The 21,939-nt window shown below is 45.3% G+C and carries 16 protein-coding genes; 11 read left to right on the top strand and 5 right to left on the bottom strand.

The genetic code is table 11. The features are described from left to right. The first annotated feature begins 26 nt into the window (after nucleotides 1-26). Entirely contained in the window at nucleotides 27-2,006 is a 1,980-nt protein-coding gene (locus ADA42_RS11545; RefSeq protein ID WP_048765297.1) for a BCCT family transporter, read from the top strand. A gap of 60 nt (nucleotides 2,007-2,066) precedes the next feature. Here the strand turns inward: ADA42_RS11545 and omp33-36 are convergent, their stop codons facing one another. Beyond that, a complete protein-coding gene (omp33-36, locus tag ADA42_RS11550; RefSeq protein WP_004934013.1) occupies nucleotides 2,067-2,969 on the bottom strand; it encodes a porin Omp33-36 in 903 nt (300 codons plus the stop codon). A 1,074-nt stretch (nucleotides 2,970-4,043) separates the two neighbouring features. On the opposite strand from omp33-36, the gene ADA42_RS11555 reads away from it, so the two are divergent. Then, nucleotides 4,044-5,645, top strand: coding sequence for a GGDEF domain-containing protein (locus ADA42_RS11555; RefSeq protein ID WP_228137567.1), 1,602 nt, complete (start codon nucleotides 4,044-4,046; stop codon nucleotides 5,643-5,645). A gap of 76 nt (nucleotides 5,646-5,721) precedes the next feature. On the opposite strand, the gene uvrA is transcribed toward ADA42_RS11555, so the two are convergent. After that, nucleotides 5,722-8,553, bottom strand: coding sequence for an excinuclease ABC subunit UvrA (gene uvrA / locus ADA42_RS11560; RefSeq protein ID WP_004934020.1), 2,832 nt, complete (start codon nucleotides 8,551-8,553; stop codon nucleotides 5,722-5,724). A gap of 184 nt (nucleotides 8,554-8,737) precedes the next feature. Then, nucleotides 8,738-9,751, bottom strand: coding sequence for a hypothetical protein (locus tag ADA42_RS11565; protein WP_048765302.1), 1,014 nt, complete (start codon nucleotides 9,749-9,751; stop codon nucleotides 8,738-8,740). 318 nt (nucleotides 9,752-10,069) lie between these two features. Here ADA42_RS11565 and ADA42_RS11570 point away from each other — a divergent pair, with 318 nt between their 5' ends. The 3 genes from ADA42_RS11570 to ADA42_RS11580 all read left to right on the top strand — a co-directional run bounded on the left by ADA42_RS11570 (nucleotide 10,070) and on the right by ADA42_RS11580 (nucleotide 11,196). After that, nucleotides 10,070-10,423, top strand: a complete 354-nt coding sequence (locus ADA42_RS11570) for a DUF1304 domain-containing protein (protein WP_004944844.1) — start codon at nucleotides 10,070-10,072, stop codon at nucleotides 10,421-10,423. A 77-nt stretch (nucleotides 10,424-10,500) separates the two neighbouring features. Further along, nucleotides 10,501-10,842: a GlpM family protein gene (locus tag ADA42_RS11575; protein ID WP_048765305.1), complete on the top strand. Its 342-nt coding sequence runs from the start codon at nucleotides 10,501-10,503 to the stop codon at nucleotides 10,840-10,842. 42 nt (nucleotides 10,843-10,884) lie between these two features. Then, a complete protein-coding gene (locus tag ADA42_RS11580; protein ID WP_048765367.1) occupies nucleotides 10,885-11,196 on the top strand; it encodes a hypothetical protein in 312 nt (103 codons plus the stop codon). 50 nt (nucleotides 11,197-11,246) lie between these two features. On the opposite strand, the gene tenA is transcribed toward ADA42_RS11580, so the two are convergent. After that, complete coding sequence (tenA, locus tag ADA42_RS11585; RefSeq protein ID WP_048765307.1) at nucleotides 11,247-11,918, bottom strand: thiaminase II; 672 nt, start codon at nucleotides 11,916-11,918, stop codon at nucleotides 11,247-11,249. A gap of 201 nt (nucleotides 11,919-12,119) precedes the next feature. Between tenA and ADA42_RS11590 the strand changes: the two genes are divergently transcribed. The 4 genes from ADA42_RS11590 to ADA42_RS11605 all read left to right on the top strand — a co-directional run bounded on the left by ADA42_RS11590 (nucleotide 12,120) and on the right by ADA42_RS11605 (nucleotide 17,228). Continuing rightward, a complete protein-coding gene (locus ADA42_RS11590; RefSeq protein WP_004934038.1) occupies nucleotides 12,120-13,202 on the top strand; it encodes a DUF475 domain-containing protein in 1,083 nt (360 codons plus the stop codon). 140 nt (nucleotides 13,203-13,342) lie between these two features. Then, nucleotides 13,343-14,707: an MFS transporter gene (locus ADA42_RS11595; RefSeq protein WP_048765309.1), complete on the top strand. Its 1,365-nt coding sequence runs from the start codon at nucleotides 13,343-13,345 to the stop codon at nucleotides 14,705-14,707. A 51-nt stretch (nucleotides 14,708-14,758) separates the two neighbouring features. Beyond that, nucleotides 14,759-15,334, top strand: a complete 576-nt coding sequence (ssb, locus tag ADA42_RS11600) for a single-stranded DNA-binding protein (RefSeq protein ID WP_004944846.1) — start codon at nucleotides 14,759-14,761, stop codon at nucleotides 15,332-15,334. A gap of 454 nt (nucleotides 15,335-15,788) precedes the next feature. Further along, nucleotides 15,789-17,228, top strand: a complete 1,440-nt coding sequence (locus tag ADA42_RS11605; protein WP_004944848.1) for an amino acid permease — start codon at nucleotides 15,789-15,791, stop codon at nucleotides 17,226-17,228. Nucleotides 17,229-17,301: 73 nt separating this feature from the next. On the opposite strand, the gene ADA42_RS11610 is transcribed toward ADA42_RS11605, so the two are convergent. Further along, nucleotides 17,302-18,801, bottom strand: coding sequence for a PLP-dependent aminotransferase family protein (locus ADA42_RS11610; RefSeq protein ID WP_048765311.1), 1,500 nt, complete (start codon nucleotides 18,799-18,801; stop codon nucleotides 17,302-17,304). A 151-nt stretch (nucleotides 18,802-18,952) separates the two neighbouring features. On the opposite strand from ADA42_RS11610, the gene gabT reads away from it, so the two are divergent. Beyond that, the gene (gabT, locus tag ADA42_RS11615) at nucleotides 18,953-20,248 is read left to right on the top strand and encodes a 4-aminobutyrate--2-oxoglutarate transaminase (RefSeq protein WP_004944850.1); all 1,296 of its coding nucleotides are present in this window, start codon (nucleotides 18,953-18,955) and stop codon (nucleotides 20,246-20,248) included. Next, entirely contained in the window at nucleotides 20,245-21,693 is a 1,449-nt protein-coding gene (locus ADA42_RS11620) for an NAD-dependent succinate-semialdehyde dehydrogenase (RefSeq protein WP_048765314.1), read from the top strand. Before gabT ends, ADA42_RS11620 begins: the two co-directional genes overlap by 4 nt. Nucleotides 21,694-21,939 lie beyond the last annotated feature (246 nt).

Consider the following 21,939-nt stretch of genomic DNA (forward strand, 5'->3'; position numbering starts at 1 on the left):
TTTATCAAAAAAAATATGGGGGATGTATGCCTTCCAAAACCTCATCTAGGTTTGCAAATATTAATCCAAATGTATTTGTCAGTACGATCATCATTATTGCGATCTTTCTGGCGATTGTCTTATTAATGCCAGATTCATTTGAGTTTCTGACCCAGCAGCTCAAAAACTGGATCACAGAATCCTTTAGTTGGTTTTATGTGTTGTCCGTGGCTTTGTTTCTAATCATCTTGGCGTTTATTGCCTGCTCATCGAGCGGTAAGATCAAACTCGGGCCCGATCATAGCCAGCCCGACTACAGTAATCGGTCATGGTTTGCCATGCTGTTTACAGCGGGGATGGGGATTGGCCTGATGTTTTTTGGTATTGCCGAGCCGATCATGCATTATGTGAGCCCGCCTTCGGGACAGCCTGAAACGGTACTGGCAGCACAGCAGGCCATGCGGGTGACCTTTTTCCACTGGGGACTACATGCATGGGGTATTTATGCCATCGTGGCTCTTTCGTTGGCTTACTTTGCCTATCGGCATGATTTACCCTTAAAAATCCGCTCGTCTTTATATCCGATGATTGGTAAAAAAATTTATGGCCCCATTGGTGATGCCGTGGATACCTTTGCCACAATCGGAACGATTTTTGGTGTGGCCACCACATTGGGCTTTGGTGTCACCCAAATTGGTTCAGGCTTAAATTATCTATTTGGCTTTGAATCAACAGCGTGGTCCAAAGTTATTTTGATTATTGTGGTCAGTGCCATGGCGGGTCTTTCTGTCGGATTTGGTCTCGATAAGGGCATCAAGCGTCTGGCCGAGCTGAATCTGATACTGGCTCTGGTTTTACTGGCATTTGTATTCTTTGCCAGCCAAAGTATTTATCTATTACAAACCACGGTTCAAAACACTGGACAATACATCTCTAATTTATTTGAAATGACCTTCAATCTGTATGCCTATCAACCCAATGGCTGGATTGGTGGTTGGACCATCATGTACTGGGCATGGTGGATTTCATGGTCACCTTTTGTCGGCATGTTTATTGCGCGGGTGTCTCGTGGACGAACCATTCGCGAATTTATTGTCGGCGTCATGCTGATTCCAACAGGTTTTACCCTGATTTGGATGGGCTTTATGGGCAACGCAGGACTCTACAGTATTTTGCATGAAGGCAATCAGATGCTGTTGGCGGCGGTGCAACGTGATTCATCCGTGGCTTTATTTGAGTTTCTAAATTCATTGCCATTTGCTGGACCGATGAGCTTATTGGCCACAGTGTTGATCATTTTATTTTTTGTGACCTCTGCCGATTCTGGGGCTTTGGTGGTGGATTATCTTACCGCCAAGACGGATGATTCACCGATGTGGCAACGTCTTTTCTGGATTGTGGTAATGGCGGGGCTGTCGATTGTGCTGCTGCTCGCTGGCGGACTCAATGCCTTACAGTCTGCGATTATCATGAGCGCCTTACCATTTACGGTCATCATGCTGTTTATTTGCTGGGGACTGATCAAGGCATTACGGATTGACTCCACCAAAATGCAGGCGATTCAGGAAGCAAGAACCACACCGCGGGCCATTCAGAATCCACGAAGCTGGCAGCAACGTCTTGGGCTGATCATGCATTATCCACATGCTAAAGCAGACGTGGATGCATTTATTCAAGGCCGCGTAAAAGATGCTTTTCATAACTTGCAGCGCGAATTTAAGCGCCGTCAGTTAATGGTACAGATTCATGAAACCGACGAAGGCTTGATGCTCAAAGTGGATCATCACAATGAAATTAATTTTATCTATCATGTGGTTTCACGTGAAACAGTTCCACCAAGTTTCATGCTGCAATCCGAGCAGGAAAGTACCGATAAATATTTTCAGGCTGAAGTGTTTTTACGTGAGGGCGGGCAAAACTATGATGTGATGGACTGGACTGAAGAAGATTTGATTCAGGATATTATCGATCAGTATGAACGCCACCTGTATTTCTTAAATGTGATGCGAAGCCAAACCATCAACTAATTGAAGCAATAAAAAAAAGGACTCAAATGAGTCCTTTTTTTATGCGTAGTTCAGTTTCGATTAGAAACGAGCTTTTGCATTTAAACCGATTGTTTGCGTATCGAATGCAGAACCTTTAGCATCTGCTTTGATGTACGATGCGCCAACAGAGATTGCTGGAGTAACGAAGTAGTTTACGTTACCACCCCATGCTTGACGGAATTCACCAAGGTCTTGACCTTTGATGTTTGCTTCGCCATCGTTACCGATGAAGGTTGCACCAACGCTCAACTTAGGTGTGAGGTAAAGGTCAGTTTTTAAACCGTATTGGTTTTCTTGACCAAATGCACCAGCAGCTTCAAAGCCGATTGCCATGTTAGTACCATCGATTGGACCAACATATTTCGCACGAGCTGTTACTGCGTCTTGATCGTTTTGGATCGCAGCAGTTTGGTTCACAGCAGAATAAATACCGTTGTTTACGATACCAAAGTTATCTAATGCAAACTGGTTTGCAACGCTGGTGTAACCTACGCTCATCAAGAAATTAGGAAGCAACATTGCACCCACTTCTAATGCATAACGGTCACCGTTGTCATCACGAGAAATCGCATTTTTACCATCAACGTCAGTATGGTTATAAGTTGCGCTTGCGTATACTGGTAGGTATGGCGTAGGGATGTATGTTTCGCCCTTCACGCCGTAAGTACCTACATGGTAGTTAAGACCGTTGTTTTGGTCATATTGCTGGTAGCTATAACCAAGCGATACGCTAGATGCTTGGTTCAAGAACGCGGCTTCGGCTAAAGGCCCTTTAGACGCATCAACATCTTTCAAATAGAAAGTACCAGCAACGTCACCAGTGAAGTTTTTGTCGTTTGCAGTCGTATCTACATATTCAGATTGACCTTGAACTTCAACTTGATACGCTTGAGCGCCGGTCATGGCGAGTAATAAAGCAGTGGCTAAACCGAGTTTTTTCATAAGAGTTTCCAGCATTAACAAGAGATTAAGCTGTGGTCATTCTATTGTAACAATTTATTTAGTCAATGTGTCTTCAGCCCAGCATCTGTTGCTCAAAAAAACACTTAAAAATATTGAACAAAAAAAATACAGTTAAATTGAATCGTGTCAACCTGAAAAATAGTCTGTATAACAATCGACTAGATGGAAAATGAAACAATAAATATTACATTTTGGTTAAATATACATCGTTTTTTCGATTGTAAAAATAGATGGTTATTATTTAAATTATCGGTAAAAACTGATTTTAATGTGACTTGTGTCACATATTTTTACCAAAGTGAAGCTTATTTAAAGTTAAATCTTAATTTTACCTATTTTTACATTGTTACATATTGGTAACTGAATATGAATATCTGACTGAAATTAAATAGATTTTAATGTGATTTAAATCTCAATATATTTTAAATATGTTGATTGTTTATCATTATGGTGGTAGCTTGATTGGGTAGTACTTGTTTTTGCTGATAATACACGTCGAATGCAATGGATGATCCCTCTATCGTTCTGTAACGCTGTCGATTGTATTATTCAACTCACCCGGTTTTCCCTAAAACTGGGTATTTTTTTGCTTTTGAATGTGTCAATTGTGTGGAACGTGACAGTTATTCGGACAAAAAAAAGCCTAGTGCTCAAGAGGGGTCACTAGGCGAAAAGGATGTTATTTGATTGGGAGAACATCCTTAGAGGAAGCTAAAAACATCATGATTTAACCCTTAAGTGTATGATGCGGAATTTTTCATCATTTGCAAAATTGTTTATTTTTATAATTATGATTGAGAAACACGATGATTTCAGAGCTTCGGTGCTCGTATCGTTTCACTATGACAAGTTCTTGACAAATTTTAAGCAACTTCAGTTAAACTATGGTGACATAATCAGCAAAAAATAAATGTAGTGAAGTCAAAAAAAATAGATCCTCAGCGTCAAATTGTTTTTACTTCCACTAAAGCCAATTCATCAATACGTCATCGTTTATTCTTTTTTGTTTTCATTTTAATACTTTGTTTTTTAGTAATTGCAATTCCACTTATTTTGAGCAGCTATAAGCAATACCAGCAAAGTAATGATGCTTTAATTGAAATTAAATTATTAAAAGCACTTTCTGAGGGTGCCAATCATATTTCTAAAGAACGTGCGTTTGCCAATAAACTGATGTCTAGTCCGCCAGAGCAAATCGATCAGCGACGTGCACAATTACTTGATTATCGTACTCAGGTCAATCAATCTTTGAACACGACAATTCAATTGTTGCGCTCAAACGATAATAAAGAAATTGCAGATTATTTAATCACGAAAGCACAACCAAATTTAAATTTAGCTCGTCTGTCCGTCGATCGTTATGCACAGACCCAGCCCGAACAAAAAAGTTTTCAACAATATGATCGTGCTGTAAAACAAATGTTTAATGCGTGGGATTATTATCGTGAAGCCCTGAAAATGAAGATCATCAATTCCGATCAACAAGATGACGAATTGTTTCGAAATATGATTTTAATTTTATTGGTTTCAGATCTTCGTGATCAGTCTGGGCGAGTGGCCTCAAATATCATTGCCTCGGTCAGTTACCAACAACAAATTCCTGAAGAAAACCGTGCAAGATCATTGCAAACCCAGTATCAGGCGCTATACCTATGGAAAATGATCGATACATTGCAGACACAATATCCGCGTACTGCGGAATATAATTATTTATACCATCAAGTGAAAATCCAATTTCTCGATCAAGGAATCGGATTGGTATCTGGCCTGATTCAAGAAAGTGACCGCAAACAACCGTATTCACTCACGGCAACGCAACTGACCGAACATCTTGTGAAAAAATTTAGTGCGATTATTGAATTACAAAGCTATTTGGTTAAAGAAACACTCGATGAGGCGACTAAACAGCAGGCAGAAGCAAAACAAAAATTTATTACCACTGTGATATTGTCTTTGTTGTCTCTACTGGTGTCTGTGCTAACGCTACACTATATTGAGCGTTATATTTTATCGCCATTAATTCAAGCCCGCGAAGAAGTTTTACACTTGTTCGATCCACGGACGCCGCTGCGCCAAAAACCAAAAAGTAAACGCGTACATGGTGAATTTGTCGAGCTCTTTGACGCAATTGCGAGGCTGAGAGAAGTTTTAATAGAAAAAGATAAACTCGAGCTCAAGCTTCGCAAAATTGCCCATACCGATACCTTAAGTGGTGTAGCAAATCGTAAGGCCCTTAATGCCTATTTGGGAGCTAGAACGGCACCGTGGTCAGATTTATGCTTGATAATACTGGACATCGATTTTTTTAAACAAATCAATGATCAACACGGACACATTGCAGGTGATCATGTGATTCAAGCGGTGGCTCGGCAACTCATGGCTCACGAATCAAAATTTGATCTGGTGGTGCGATATGGTGGAGATGAATTCTTACTTTTGATTGAGCAAATCGCACGAAATGATGCGCTTGATGTCGCAGAAATGATCCGTGCCCAAATTGAGGTTATTTCGATTGAATTACAGATTGATGTATCGGTGAGTATGGGAGTAGCGGTAGGAGCAGAAAACTGGCTGACGTTATTTCAAAAAGCCGATACCGCCTTACTCCAGTCGAAAGCCAAAGGAAAGAATCGGGTGGAAGCAGCGCTTTCATAATGATCATTTAACTATAAAAAAAGGATGAATAAGTCGACCTTATTCACCCTTTATAGAAACGAAATGGTGGCTTAACTTAACTCAACATCGGCTTTAAGAAACGCCCCGTATGCGAAATCTCCACTTCGGCCACTTGTTCTGGTGTACCTTCGGCAATAATCTGACCGCCACCCGCACCACCTTCTGGCCCAAGATCAATCACCCAGTCTGCGGTTTTAATCACATCCAGATTATGCTCAATCACCACAATGGTATTTCCTTTGTTGCGAAGCTCATGCAAGATGTCGAGCAGCTTGGCAATATCATGAAAATGCAGGCCAGTCGTCGGTTCATCTAGCACATACAGGGTTTTGCCCGTATCGCGTTTGGCCAGCTCACGTGCCAGTTTCACACGCTGCGCTTCACCACCAGAGAGTGTGGTGGCTGCTTGGCCTAAACGGATATAGCCCAGCCCCACTTGGGTAAGAGTTTCCAAACGACGATGAATCACTGGAATGGCACTAAAGAATTCGGCACCATCTTCTACCGTCATCTCCAGTACGTCAGAAATATTTTTACCTTTGTAGGTCACTTCCAGTGTTTCACGGTTATAACGTTTGCCATGACAGGCATCACACGGTACATACATATCGGGTAAAAAGTGCATTGCCACTTTGATCATGCCGTCACCTTCACAGACCTCACAGCGACCGCCTTTAACATTAAATGAAAAGCGACCAGCCGCGTAGCCACGTGCCTTGGCTTCTGGCGTCTGTGCAAATAACTCACGAATAGGGGTGAACAATCCGGTGTAGGTGGCCGGGTTTGAACGTGGGGTACGGCCAATCGGACTCTGATCGATATCCACCACCTTGTCCAAATGCTGTAAGCCATTAATCGAATCGAATTTTTCTGCGGTAAGCGTGGTGGCCCCATTTAACTGAGTGGCAGCCAATGGCAGCAAGGTCCGGTTAATGAGGGTCGACTTGCCCGAACCCGATACACCCGTCACACAGGTCATGATGCCTAGTGGAATTGTTAAATCCACATTTTTAAGGTTATGTCCGGCTGCACCGCACAGTTTAATGGTCTGATCTGGTGTAGGCGAACTCAAACGCTGCGCCGGCACGGCGATTTTAAGCGCGCCTGAGAGGTATTGCCCGGTGAGAGAGTCCTGATGCTTTTTCAGTTCATCGGCTGTCCCTTCGGCAATAATTTCACCGCCATGCACCCCAGCACCCGGCCCGATATCAATAATATGATCGGCCGCACGGATTGCGTCTTCGTCGTGCTCGACCACCAGCACGGTATTGCCCAAATCACGTAAACGAATCAGGGTTTGTAGCAGACGGTCATTGTCACGCTGATGCAAACCAATCGAAGGTTCATCCAGCACATACATGACACCCATCAGGCCAGCACCAATTTGTGAGGCCAGTCGAATACGCTGTGCTTCACCGCCCGACAAGGTTTCGGCTGAACGAGCCAAACTTAAATAGTTCAGACCGACACTCACCAGAAAGTGCAGACGTTCACGAATTTCTTTAAAAATTTTATCGGCAATTTCGCCTTTAGCACCCTCAAGATTCAAATCTTGATAATACTGTTCGGCATCACCAATCGACATCTGGGTAATATGTGCAATGGTTTTGTCTTTCACTTTCACATTTCTGGAAATTTCATTCAGACGAGATCCACCACAGGCATCACATGCAGCATTTGACAAATACTGTGCCAGATCGTCACGCACATAATTACTTTCGGTTTCACGGTAACGGCGTTCGAGATGCGTTAAAATGCCTTCAAATGGCATGACGCGGTTATGTCGACGGCCACGTTCATCGATATAACTTAAATCGATTTTTTCTTTACCGGTACCGTATAAGAATTTCTTTTGTACCTCTTTTTCAAGCGTATTCCACGGTGTATCGAGCGAGTACTCAAAATGCTCCGCAACTTTTTGCAGCATCGAATAATAATACGGGCGCTGACGATCCCAACCGCGTACCGCACCTTGACTCAGTGACAAGCTCGGATCTGGAATCAGCTTTTCTGCACTAAAATGGCTGCGCGTGCCCAAGCCATCGCAGACCGGACAAGCACCAAACGGATTATTAAAAGAAAACATCCGTGGTTCTAGCTCTGCCACAGCACGATCACATTCCGGACAGGAGTGTTTGGCCGAAAATACACGATCGGGCTGTTCGGCGTTCATCCACGATAAAATAGCCAAGTCGCCACCGAGGCGTAGTGCAGTTTCAAACGATTCTGCAATCCGGTTGCCCAAGTCATCGCGTACTTTGAAACGATCCACGACCACTTCAATGGTGTGTTTCTTCTTTTTGTCTAATTCAGGTGCCGCATCGATATCGACAATTTCACCATCGACACGAGCCCGCACAAAGCCTTGACCTTGTAGTTGTTCAAAGAGCTGTGAATATTCACCTTTACGCTCACGCACGACAGGTGCCAGCAGCATCAGTGCTGTACCTTCTTCTAAGGCTTTGACTGCATCGACCATTTCGGAAACGGTTTGTGCCACCATCGGCAAATCGTGTTCTGGACAATAGGGCGTTCCGACGCGTGCATAGAGCAAACGTAAATAATCATAAATTTCGGTAATGGTTCCCACAGTCGAACGCGGGTTATGGCTTGTCGATTTTTGCTCAATGGCAATTGCAGGACTGAGGCCTTCAATTGCATCGACATCAGGTTTTTCCATTTGCGATAAAAACTGACGCGCATAAGCCGATAACGATTCCACATAACGGCGTTGGCCTTCGGCATAAAGCGTATCAAATGCAAGAGATGACTTGCCAGAGCCTGAGAGTCCCGTAATCACCACAAATTTATCACGTGGGATATCGAGAGACACATTTTTTAGGTTATGGGTACGTGCACCTCGAATACGGATATGGCTTTGGCTCATAAATCGATCCTAAAATGAATTTTTAAAAGAGGTATATGATAGCGCATGAAAAATGTTCAAGCCCAAACTTTTCATTTTTGTGCGACATTTTGTGTCGGAGTGTCTGATTGGCAGGAGAAACCATCATACTGAGATCCGTCATGGCACGGCACACCGTACCATGAGGCAAACTTAGATTATTTAATTAGCGGCGATATGCAGTTGCACCGAAACGACCTGCAAAAATCGTAACCAGCATTCCAATAAACAATCCAATGAACGACCACAACGCAGTTTTGGCAGCCGCTTTGGCAGCAGCAGCAGCCTGCTCACGGACTTGCTCTTTTAACTGTTCGTATTTTTTCTCTGAATTATTGATGTTGACGGTCAAATCGTTAAAGAAGGTTTGAACTTTAACTGTGGCTTGAGTACGTGCCTGCATAAAGTTTTCTGCGGCTTGATCAGCTTCAGCAGCGGTAAATGATGGATTGTTGGCCATAATGGCTTTTTTCACATCGTCTTTACTGATGGCAGCATTGATGGTTTGTACGCGTTGCTCGATAGTGGTTAACAGATTTTTGGTGATTTCTTTGTACTGACTCGGATTCAGCGCCACTTGTTTCACGGCTTCTTCCGTCTGTTTTTTTGCCCAGTCAACTTGTGAACTTAAGTAATTCGGTTGAAGCTCTGGCACTTTACTTTTTTCAAGTGCTTGAGCAATTTTAGAATCAGTGCCATCGGTCAGGTCAGAGATAGAGGGAATGACGTTGTCTAAAATATTGTTTTCTTTAATCAGTTCGACCGAGCCTTTGCCAATGCCAGAGGCAAGTGTTCCGGTCACACTGGCAATTGAGCCGACTGTATTGGCTGTTGTTTTAACTGCACTGTTTAAAGTCATAATACTTAAGATCAGACCAATGAGCAGTGACAATGCCCAGACCAAAAATCCATGCATGCCACCATCTAAACCTGCGAACTTACCCGCCAGATAAGCACCAATGCCAAGGCTGACCAGTAACGAGATGAGCGTCCAAATGGTCACCACTGTGCCAGAGCCATTGGAAATGTCATCGTGCGACATCGGGTCGAGTAAAGAAAATCCAAGCGCAGCGCCGAGTAATGAAAGCAAAAAGGAGATTGCAAGTACAGCGAGTACACCTGCAAAGATACTGGCCCAAGAAATTGCTTTAACAAATGTGCGATTGATAGTGTTATCCATTATTGTGTCCTTATTGAGTAAATAGTTGTTGGATTTCTCACGTGTTTTTGGAGCAAACACGTCAATAAGCTGTATTTATATTAATCACTCAAATCGTGTTTGACTGTTTAAAAAAAGAATTTTTTGTGATTTTTTACACAATTTGTAACGTATTCATGTAACTTTTTATGTCAGCGTCATCTGGTATTTATTTTCAGTCAGCTAGAGCTTTCATGAGTATCAAAACGGTCAGGTTCACAATTTATTCTGTTCAGCAATCATCTAATATGGCTATAGTGAGCGTTATCACATTGAATACAATAAACAAGAAGGGACACCATGCTCGCACTAATTTTGATTGCGCTGATTGCACTGCTGCATGTTTATATTCTGGTGGTCGAAATGTTTTTGTGGGATCGGCCTTATGGCTTAAAAGCCTTTGGAAATACGCCTGAAAAAGCCCGAATCACCAAAGTGATGGCACAAAATCAGGGCTTATATAATGGTTTTTTAGCAGCCGGTCTTTTTTGGGCATTGTGCGCGCCCGAAGCGTTATTTGTTCCACTCGCGAGCTTTTTTCTGGGTTGCGTATTGGTGGCTGGCCTCTATGGCGGCATGACCGCCAATAAAAAAATCTTTTTTATTCAGGCATTACCTGCATTTTTAGCACTGTTAAGTGTTTATCTACTATAGCGTGTAGCGGTAGGCTTCATTTTGGCGTTTAATCTGCATATGTTGTTTCAACTCAGCAAATAAAGTGACGTATTGGCATGCTTGGTTTGTTTTTTAAATGCACCCTAGGTGCAGCAGTTGTGCTGCTCATTTCCATTTTATCTAAAAGCAAGACCTTTTATATTGCGGGCTTGGTGCCGCTTTTTCCGACCTTTGCTTTGATTGCGCATATCATTGTATTTGGTCAGCAAGGTGCTGAGGCACTGCGTAAAACGGCGCTATTTGGTTTATGGTCACTGATTCCCTATGCAATCTATCTGGGGATGGTGTATTTTCTGGCTGAACGGGTCTCGATTGGGTGGTGCTTAAGTGTGGCGACACTGGCGTGGGTACTGGCTGCAGGTCTTCTGTTATTGGGCTGGAATACTTATTTTAATTAATATGAATTATCGTATATTTAATATATAGAGGAGATGACCGAAATGATCGTCAGAACATGGCATGGATGTGTACCACTATTACATGCTGAAGACTTTGCCTTACATTTGCAGCGTACAGGCGTAAAACATGCAAAGACAATTGCAGGAAATCAGGGTGCTTTTGTAAAACAGGTTATTCAGAATCAGTGGGCCCATTTTTTTCTGGCGACTTACTGGGATGATTTAAGCTCAATCAAGGCATTTGCAGGTGACGATTATCAGATTGCAGTCACGTATCCAGATGATGAGCAATACGAATTAATTTCAGATCCCTATGTTTTTCATCATGCAGTGAGTACACAAACCGAACTTTAATCTTGCCATAACAGCAGATTCAATTTGTGACTCACTTTTGATAGATGATTTTAGTTGGATAAGCCTAACCACTGACGCTGATGGTAGGCGCTGTCCCAAAACAGCCATTCTAGCTTGGCACCCATGGTATAGGCCACATGCATTTTTTCTAGCGTATCGGCGTCGCAGCGCGCTGCAACCTTATCGACGGTTGCAATCACATTACGCACCGCGGTGTGAAATTCTTCACCCGCATAGGTATCAATCCATGCCTGATACGGATTATTTGGCACCGACTGACTGACAATGGCACGGCCGACTTCGGCATAAATCCAGAAACAGGGCAGAAGCGCTGCCAATACCACAGGATAACTTTCAGACCACGCCGTCGCAGTCAAAAATGACGTGTAATGATGACAAGCCAAAGTTAGTGGTGTCGACTCAAAGGTTTCTTTACTCACATTAAATGCCGTCATAAAGTCATTGTGCAGACTACGCTCAACCACAATCGCGATTTTAGCAGCTTCAGAAAACTGCATCACGTCGTCTGCATCGTAAGCTTTGGCGGCTGCCACTGCCAAGGCACGACCATAGGCCAACAAATAATGCGCATCCTGAATCACATAATGACAAAATGCCTCAGGCGCCAATGTGCCAGCAGCCAGTTCCTGATTAAACGGTAAATTGAGGATCTGCTCATATAACGCGGTATTTTTTTGCCAAAGTAATTGAGTAAAGCTCATAAGTCGTCTGCTCTAAATCCGATTTTTTGCGTGCCAAGAACTATAACAAAAATCGATCGGCCTGAGCGTTGTAAACCACTTTATTAATTTAGACTTAATATTTTGCGTAAAAGTGATAAATGTCATCTGCTTTCAGCTAAAAAACGCGCATAATACATCCCGAAATTCTAATACTTGATCTTATTTTGATTTAGGGCATTCATGAAGCATTTTCGTTTTTCCATTTTCTTTACCGTCATCTGTCTGGCGTTATCGGCGTATTGGGGCTATACCCATGGTCCGGAAGCAGGCATTTCGACCATGTTTAAAGCACTCACCATTACCGCTATTCTGGCGGTGATGGAAGTGTCGCTGTCGTTTGATAATGCAGTCGTCAATGCGTCTGTTTTGCGTGGTTGGGATCATTTTTGGAAAATGCTTTTTCTCACTGTCGGCATCTTAATTGCCGTATTTGGTATGCGTTTGATTTTTCCGGTGGCCATCGTGGCGGTCACCGCCGACATGGGCATGATTGAAGTGGCCCAAATGGCACTGAATGATCCAAAAACCTATTCTGCACGCCTGATGGAACATCATGCTGAAATTGCAGCATTTGGTGGAACGTTCCTGCTCATGGTGTTTTTAAACTTCTTTTTCGACGACGGCAAAGACACTCACTGGTTCAAATGGATTGAAGCCAAGCTGGCCAATCTGGCGAATGTGCCGGCAATGTCGGTCTTTATTGCCTTGGTTGCGCTGCTGATCATGGCAACCTATGTGGCCGACGACAAACGCCTTGTGGTGACGATGGCGGGTATCTGGGGGCTGGTGGTCTATATCGGTGTTCAGGTGTTGAGTCACTTACTCGGCGGCGAGCCTGAAATTGATGAAAATGGCAATGCAGTATCGCATGATGCTTCTGGGGCATCTAAGGGTGTGATTAAAGCGGGTTTTGGTGGTTTCTTATATCTTGAAGTGCTCGATGCATCGTTCAGTTTCGACGGTGTGATTGGTGCTTTTGCTATTACCAGCGATGTGGTGATTATTATGCTTGGTCTGGCCATTGGTGCCATTTTTGTGCGCTCGATGACCGTTTATCTGGTCGAAAAGGGCACTCTCGATGCATACATTTACCTCGAGCACGGTGCGCATTATGCCATTGGTGCCTTGGCCTTTATCATGCTGGCAAGTGGGACTGGTGTACACGTACCTGAGGTGGTTACAGGGTTGATTGGTGTTGCGTTTATTGTATGGGCTGTCTTGGCTTCGATTCGATACAGCAAGCATCACGCGCAAACCGATTAAGCTGGCTTTCAGTTAGCTTGCGTAGTCTAAAAAGGGTGCTTCGGCACCCTTTTTTATCAGGTATCAGAATTTCGTCAATTTAGGCGAAGTTTAATCTTGAATCCTCTATAATTTGATTAAGTTTAGATAAGCGTGTCGATATGATGAATGCGTTGGAGCGTCGCTCAACCTTTGCATTAAGCAGTATTTTTGCCTTGCGTATGTTGGGTCTGTTCATGATTATTCCTGTATTTTCAATTGCAGGGCAGTCCTATCAATACGCAACGCCCGCCTTAATTGGTCTTGCAGTCGGTATTTATGGTTTGAGTCAGGCCATTTTGCAAATTCCGTTTAGCCTGATAGCCGACCGCTTTAGCCGTAAACCGCTCGTGGTGCTGGGTTTGTTGCTGTTTGCTTTAGGCGGCGCGGTCGCGGCCATGTCGGACACCATTTATGGCGTGATCATCGGGCGTGCCATTGCTGGCGCCGGGGCTGTATCGGCGGTCGTCATGGCCTTGCTGGCCGATGTAACACGTGAAGAGCAGCGTACCAAAGCCATGGCCGCGATGGGCATGAGTATTGGTTTATCTTTTGTGGTGGCGTTTAGCCTAGGGCCTTGGCTCACCAGTCTGGTGGGCATTTCCGGACTATTCTGGGTCACCACCCTGATGGGACTGGTGGCAATTTCGATGCTGCTATTGGTGCCTAAAGTCACGCGTCATCATAAAAATTATCAGCAGGGTTATCTGGCTCAGCTTAAACAAGTTATCAAGATGGGCGATTTAAACCGCTTGCATGTGTCGGTATTTTCACTGCATTTGTTACTTACCGCGATGTTTATTTATGTGCCTTCTCAACTGATTGAGTTTGCCGATATTCCACTTTCCAAACATGGCTTAGTGTATTTGCCGCTACTTGTGGTGAGTTTGTTTTTTGCTTTTCCAAGTATCATTGTGGCAGAAAAATATCGCAAAATGCGCGGCATCTTCCTGACCGCCATTGCCGGTATTATTGCAGGTTTGCTCATTCTGATTTTTGGTTATGAGTCGAAGTATGTACTCTTAACAGGCTTGGGTATTTTCTTTATTGCATTTAACGTGATGGAAGCGCTGTTACCGTCTTGGTTATCGAAATCTGCCCCGATTCAATCTAAAGCCACCGCTATGGGCATCAATGCCAGTAGCCAGTTTTTGGGTGCCTTTTTTGGTGGTACGCTGGGTGGACAATTGCTGATGCTGCACAACACTTCACTGGGTTGGAGTATCTTGGCCGTGATTGCTATACTGTGGTTGCTGGTGAGCTTCGGGTTGGCGCAGCCGCGCTATTTGTCGTCGATTGTATTGCCTTTACCTGAGGTAACTCACACAGCCGAGTGGACGTCTAAACTGCTGGCGATCCGCGGAATTGAAGAAGTCGTGGTGATGACCGAACAGCGTGTAGCGTATATAAAAGTGGATAAACGCGTCATCGATGATGCTGCGCGACAACATTTAACGCAGTTGTTGGGGTCAGAGGTAGCCATTTAATCATAACTCTTATAAAGTAAAAGACAGAAATAGATAGGAAGATTAAAGCTCATGCGTGGTGTGAATAAAGTAATTTTAGTTGGGACCTTGGGCCGTGACCCGGAAACCAAAACGTTTCCAAATGGCGGGTCATTGACTCAATTTTCGATTGCAACCAGCGAATCGTGGACAGATAAAAGTACGGGTGAGCGTAAAGAGCAAACCGAATGGCATCGTATTGTGTTGAATAACCGTTTAGGTGAAATTGCACAGCAATACCTGCGTAAAGGTTCAAAAGTGTACATTGAGGGTTCGTTACGTACCCGCCAGTGGACAGATCAAAACGGTCAAGAGCGCTATACCACCGAAATTCGTGGCGACCAGATGCAAATGCTTGATACACGTAGCCAAGGCGAGCAGCCTATGGGTGGTGGTCAGGACTACAACCAGCCACGCTTTAACAACAATGCACCGCAACAAAACACCGGCTACAACAACCAAGGCGGTGGTTATAACAACAAAAACAACGCTGGTGCCAATCAAGGTGGCGGTTATGGCAACAATGCTGCGGGCAATCAAGGTGGTTATGCACCTAAAGCTCCACAGCAACCAGCTCCAGCAGATCTAGACGACGACTTACCGTTCTAAAATACATGACTTAAAAACCTCACCTTGCGTGAGGTTTTTTTATCCCTGAATTTTTATATTTTTAGAAAATATGATGATCTGAGCTATATCGTACACACTATTTTTTACTTAAATTAAAGAAAATATCGAAGCGCGGTAAGTAAAAATAATAAATCAAAACATCCAATTAGCCCTAACGCGTTTAGGAGCGCACTGATCCGAATCGTTTTTTAGCACTATTTTGGTGCAAAAAAATAAGATTGGCTCCCAATTACCATAGACAAATGGCTCTCGTTTATTGGCCACCAAAAAGACACATTAGATTCATTAGAAGTATGCATACGGAAACGTTCGATTGGGCCTTATACAGGCAGTTAAAGCCGGCATGGCCCAGTCAACAACAGGTTAAAAGGAGAGGCGCACTGCAAAGGCGATGTTGCAGGCCTCTGCTTTTGAGGTATTAAGGAAAATAGTTATGGCAGCGCTCAAAACAGCGACTGAATCAGGCCAAGCCGAAGGGCTTAAAAGTGGCTTGAAGTCGCGTCACCTCACCATGATTTCAATTGCCGGCGTGATTGGCGGCGCTTTATTTGTGGGCTCGGGCAGTGTGATTTATTCTGCGGGCCCCGCAGCGATTTTAGCTTATGCCATTGGGGGATTGCTGGTTTTACTGATTATGCGAATGCTCGGTGAAATGGCAGTCATGAATCCAGACAGCGGATCATTTTCTACTTATGCCGATCGTGCGATTGGGCGTTGGGCTGGTTTTACCATTGGCTGGCTGTATTGGTGTTTCTGGACTTTACTCATGGGTTGGGAAGCCTATGTGGCCGGTAAGATTCTCAACAGCTGGTTCCCGTTTATCCCCATTTGGGGCTATATGCTGATGGTGATTATTGGCTTGGTCTGGGTCAATCTGCAAGACGTGAAAAACTACGGTGAATTTGAATTCTGGTTTGCCTTGATCAAAGTTATTGCAATTGTATTGTTCTTGGTTGTGGGAAGCTTGGCTATTATGCATTTATGGCCATGGGGTGAACCTGCTGTAGCAGGCATGACCAACTTAACTGCACAAGGCTTTATGCCCGGGGGCTTTTCATCGGTAGTCACGGCATTGCTTGGGGTCATGTTTGCCTATATGGGCGCCGAGATTGTGACCGTTGCAGCCGCAGAATCAAAAAATCCGGCACGTGAAATCCGTAAAGCCTCAAATTCGATTGTGTGGCGGATTATTCTGTTTTATGTCGGCTCGATGTTTATCACTGTGTGCTTGATTCCACACAACAATCCATTGTTAAAAGACCCAACATGGGGAACCTATAGCGTCACGCTGTCTGCGCTTGGTATTCCAGAAGCGCGTCATATTGTGAACTTTGTGGTGCTGACTTCGGTGTGTAGCTGCTTTAACTCGGCACTTTATACCTGCTCACGCATGATGTTTTCATTGTCTAAGCGTGGCGATGCACCAAAAGCGTTTTCAAAAACCAACCGTAACAGCAGTCCATGGGTTGGGGTCATTTTCTCAAGTATTTTCTCTATCGTGGCGGTGTACCTCACAGCCAGTGAAAGCATGAATGTATACGATGTTCTTATGCTGGCAACCGGCACGGTGGCATTGTATGTGTATCTTGCCGTGGCATTTTCTCAGCTACGCATGCGTAAGAAAATCGAAGCCGAAGGTAAAGCCATCGACTTTAAAATGTGGTTATTTCCATGGTTAACCTATCTGGTCATTTTCATCATCATTGGTGCGATTGTGACCATGTTGATTGAAGGAACATATTTTAAAGAGGTGATTTACACCACAGGACTGGCGCTGGTGATTGTGGCGCTGGGCGTACTGACCCACAAATTTAACTGGGGAAAGGAAGCTCGCCAACACATGCTGCAAGAAAATAAAAACTCAGTCAGCTAAATCATCTGGCTTAAAAAAAGAACCTCTTCAAGAGGTTCTTTTTTTTTTATCTGTCAATTCTGCTGGCTTGCCGTTATGAGCGGGTTGGAATATTGGCTTCGCGCAAACACTGTAGCAACACCCCAAAGGCCATGACCATGTCTTTTTCACTCACACAGGCAAAGCCCATGAGTAGGCCACGTTCGGCATGGGCATGCGCGTGCATATAATATTGCGACAATGCCCGAACCTTAATGCCGCGCTCGAGTGCAGCCGAGGCAACCGCAACGTCATCGCAATTGTCGGGCAATTTAAGCACCAAATGCAAACCAGAATCGTCGTTGTATTCATGCAAAAATTCTGGGCCTAAATAACGCTTAATCAGATCGACCAGATAAGCACGCCGTTTGCCGTACAACAGCCGCATACGGCGAATGTGTGCTTCGTAGTGGCCTTCCCGAATAAACTCGGCCAATGCCTTTTGCTCAAGCAAATGCCCGCCGCGATAAAGCTCGGCAGCTAATATCCGTAAAGATGAAAACAGTGGCTTTGGCACCACCAAATAGCCAATGCGTAAGGCAGGGTAAATGGTTTTACTAAAGGTACCCATATAAATTACGGGCGCGTCACTTTCGAGGCCCTGTAAAGACGGGTAAGGCTGCCCGGAAAAACGAAATTCACTGTCGTAATCGTCTTCTACAATCCAGCTACCGTAGCGCTTGGCCAAATTGAGCAAAGATTTGCGGCGCTCAAGACTCAAATGCGACCCCAGCGGATACTGATGCGACGGCGTCACAAAAATCAGTTTGGGGGGCTGTTCGGGATACTGCTTGGGAACAATACCATCGGCATCGACCGGCATGGGTTGAATATTCAGTCCATTGATGCGCAATGTATTGCGCATGCCCCAATAGGCTGGATCTTCAATCCAGACCGGATCGCCAATGTCGCTCAGCGCACGTGACACCAGATCAATCGCCTGATGAATACCTTCGGTAATAATGATCTGATCGGGATCACACTGTACCGAGCGCGCCACGCGCAGATAATCGGCCAAGGCGCTACGCAGTTCGGTGCAACCGCCTGCATTACTGTAAATCAGGTGATGAATATCTGGCTCGCGACTTAACCGCGCCTGAATACGGCTAAAAATATGATGTGGGAATTCGGTCACATCTGGCGCACCCGGCACAAATGCACCCCATTGGTAAGGCGAGGCACCAGCATAACCAATCAGTTGGCTACCGCGCTGCGACAATTGATACGAGCGCGGCGGATTCCGCAGCCCCACGCGCTGTTTGCCGTTGGGCGTGTTTAAAAAGGCTTCGGGTAACTGCTCGGCCACCCATGTGCCATGTCCGGTTTTTGCTTCCAAATAGCCTTCAGCCTGAAGCTGTTCGTAGGCCGATAACACTGTATTTCGTGAAACATGAATTTCTTTGGCGAGGTCACGTGAAGCCGGCAAACGCGTTTTTGGGGGTATAACACCTTCAACAATCGCGCCTTGCAAACAGCGAAATAAACGTTGATGAAGTTTTCCGTCTACATCTTGTTGTAAACGTTGTAATAAATGATCGCCCAGCAAACTACGCAATTGGCTCTCTCCCTGAGTTGATAAATGGCTCTCGTCAGTCGACGCAAGACGCGCGAAATTACAGTGGTAGACAGCTATTGTAAAGCATCCTGTAAAAGATGGCGGGAATGTGTGACCAAAGCTGTAATGAATAACACTAGAGGATAGATAGATGGACACTAAACATTCTGCACTTAATCAGCGTAAACAGCAAGCAACTCCACGTGGTGTGGGTGTGATGTGCCAGTGGTATGCAGACAAGGCTGAAAACGCCACAATCTGGGATGCACAAGGCAATGCCTTTACCGATTTTGCAGGCGGTATTGCGGTGTTAAATACGGGTCATCGTCATCCGAAAGTGATTGCTGCCGTTCAAGCACAGCTTGAAAAATTCACACATACTGCTTATCAGGTTACACCATACGAAAGCTATGTATCGCTTGCAGAGCGTATCAATGCACTTGCACCGATTGCAGGCCCTGCCAAAACCGCATTTTTCACTACAGGTGCAGAAGCGGTTGAAAATGCAGTTAAAATCGCACGCTCATACACGGGTCGCCAAGGCATCATTACCTTTGGTAATGCGTTTCACGGCCGTTCATTCATGACCATGGCCATGACCGGTAAAACAGCACCTTACAAACGCGATTTCGGTTTAATGCCGGGCGGTGTGTTCCATGCGCGCTATCCAGTTGCATCACGTGGTATCAGTGTCGATGCCGCAATGGAAAGTATCGACAACATTTTCAGTGAAGACGTTGCACCGCACGACGTTGCAGCGATTGTACTTGAGCCAGTACAGGGCGAAGGCGGCTTTAATATTGTACCGGCCGATTTCTTAAAACGCGTGCGCGCACTCTGTGACAAACACGGTATTTTACTGATTGCCGATGAAGTACAAAGTGGTTTTGCCCGTACAGGTAAAGTTTATGCGATGGATCATTACGAAACCAAAGCAGATCTCATCACCATGGCCAAGAGCTTGGGCGGTGGTTTCCCGATTTCAGGCGTCGTTGGCCGTGCAGAAGTGATGGATGCACCAAACCCGGGTGGTTTGGGCGGAACCTATGCAGGTAACCCAATTGCGGTTGCAGCAGCACACGCGGTGATTGATGCCATCGAAGAAGAGCAACTGTGCGAACGTGCCAATGTACTCGGTGCAGAGCTGGTGAGCGTACTTGAGCAGCTTCAGCAAGCAACCGATCAGGCGATTATCGATATTCGTGCTTTAGGCTCAATGGTTGCCGCAGAATTTGAAACAGCGGAACAGGCCAAAGCCGTACAAACCTATGCCATGGAGCATGGCTTGTTATTACTTACCTGTGGTAAATATGCCAACGTCATCCGTTTCTTGTATCCATTGACGATTCCGACTGAACAGTTCCGTTCTGGTCTTGAAATCTTGAAACAAGGTGTTTTAGCGTTGAATGCAGAAACCCACAGCACAGCAGTTGGACAAACAGCATGATTCAAGAAAGTTTACAGTATTTACTCGCACATCCGGATATCTCGTTTACTGCACCTGCAACAGGCACAGCAATTGAGGTCAAAGATGCCGCGACAGGTGTATCACTGGCTTGGGTAAAAACCAGTGACCGCGCCGCTGTAGAAGCCGCAATTCAACGTTCGGAAAAAGCGCAAGCGGCGTGGAAAACCCAAACCGCCTTGCAGCGCGCCGATATCTTGTGGGCGTGGCACCACCTTATGCTTGAGCATAAGGAAGATCTGGCACAGATTTTAACTGCCGAGCAAGGCAAGCCACTGGCAGAAGCGCGTGGTGAAATTGGTTATGCTGCTTCGTTTATTCGCTGGTTTGCAGAGCAGGCGCGCCGCATTGATGGCGAAATTTTACCGCCAACCGTTGCGCATCAGCGTTTACTGGTGATCAAGCAGGGCATTGGTGTTACGGCAGCCATCACACCGTGGAACTTCCCGGCGGCCATGATCACCCGTAAAGCAGCGCCGGCCATTGCTGCCGGATGCTCAATGCTGGTGAAGCCGGCAGACCTGACACCACTGACAGCCTATGCGCTCGAAGTACTGGCTTTAAAAGCAGGCTTGCCACAAGATGTATTGCTCAACATTAGCGGTGATGCAGTGGAAGTGGGCAAAACCCTGTGTGAAAGCGATGTGGTCAGAAAGCTCAGCTTTACAGGCTCTACGCCAGTGGGCCGTATCTTGATGCAGCAGTGCGCACCAAGCATCAAGAAACTCTCGCTTGAGCTGGGCGGTAATGCGCCGGTGATCATTTTTGACGATGCCAACCTAGAGCAGGCGGTTGCAGGCATTATGGCCAGCAAATTCCGTAACAGCGGTCAAACCTGTGTCTGTGCCAACCGTATTTACGTTCAAGCGGGTATCTATGACCAGTTGACCGAACGTCTGACTCAAGTTGTGGCAGGCTTACGTGTGGGCGATGGCCGTGAAGATGGCGTGACGCAAGGGCCACTGATCGACGAGCGTGCCGTAGCCAAAGTGCAGTCGCATATCGACGATGCCACCCAAAAGGGCGCTAAGGTCGAAATCGGCGGTAAACTCGCGCCGCAGGGCGGCACCTTCTTTGAACCGACGGTACTCAGTGGTGTTACCCAAGACATGCGTGTTGCTAAAGAAGAAACCTTTGGCCCGCTGGCTGCGTTATTCCGCTTTGAAACCGAAGCGCAAGCCATTGAAATGGCCAACGATACCGAGTTTGGTCTGGCTGCGTATGTGTTTACCCAAAATGCAGCGCGTCAGTGGCGCGTGGGCGAAGCACTTGAGTACGGAATGGTTGGGGTCAATACCGGCGCTATTTCCAATGAAGTGGCACCATTTGGTGGGGTGAAACAGTCCGGTTTAGGTCGTGAAGGTTCCCAGCACGGAATTGAAGAATATTTGGAAATGAAATACCTGTGTATCGATGTTTCTGAGTAGGTTTCATAGCTGATCCTTTAAAACCCGTTATGCCCATTCATAACGGGTTTTTTATTGTTCGACAAAACCCGAAGGCAGGAGCAGCCTGATCAGTTTGGTCAACGCCAAATGCTCGTCATACACCGTGCTGTATTCAGGACGTTGAAGCAGAGCCAAAGAAAAGGCCCTTTATCAATTTTGATAAAGAGCCGTACGCTGTTGTTTCATTATTTTCATGCACTGATTGTTTGGAACCCTCATTTAATT

It is taken from the genome of Acinetobacter sp. 243_ASPC (assembly GCF_001054715.1).
Taxonomy (GTDB): domain Bacteria; phylum Pseudomonadota; class Gammaproteobacteria; order Pseudomonadales; family Moraxellaceae; genus Acinetobacter; species Acinetobacter soli.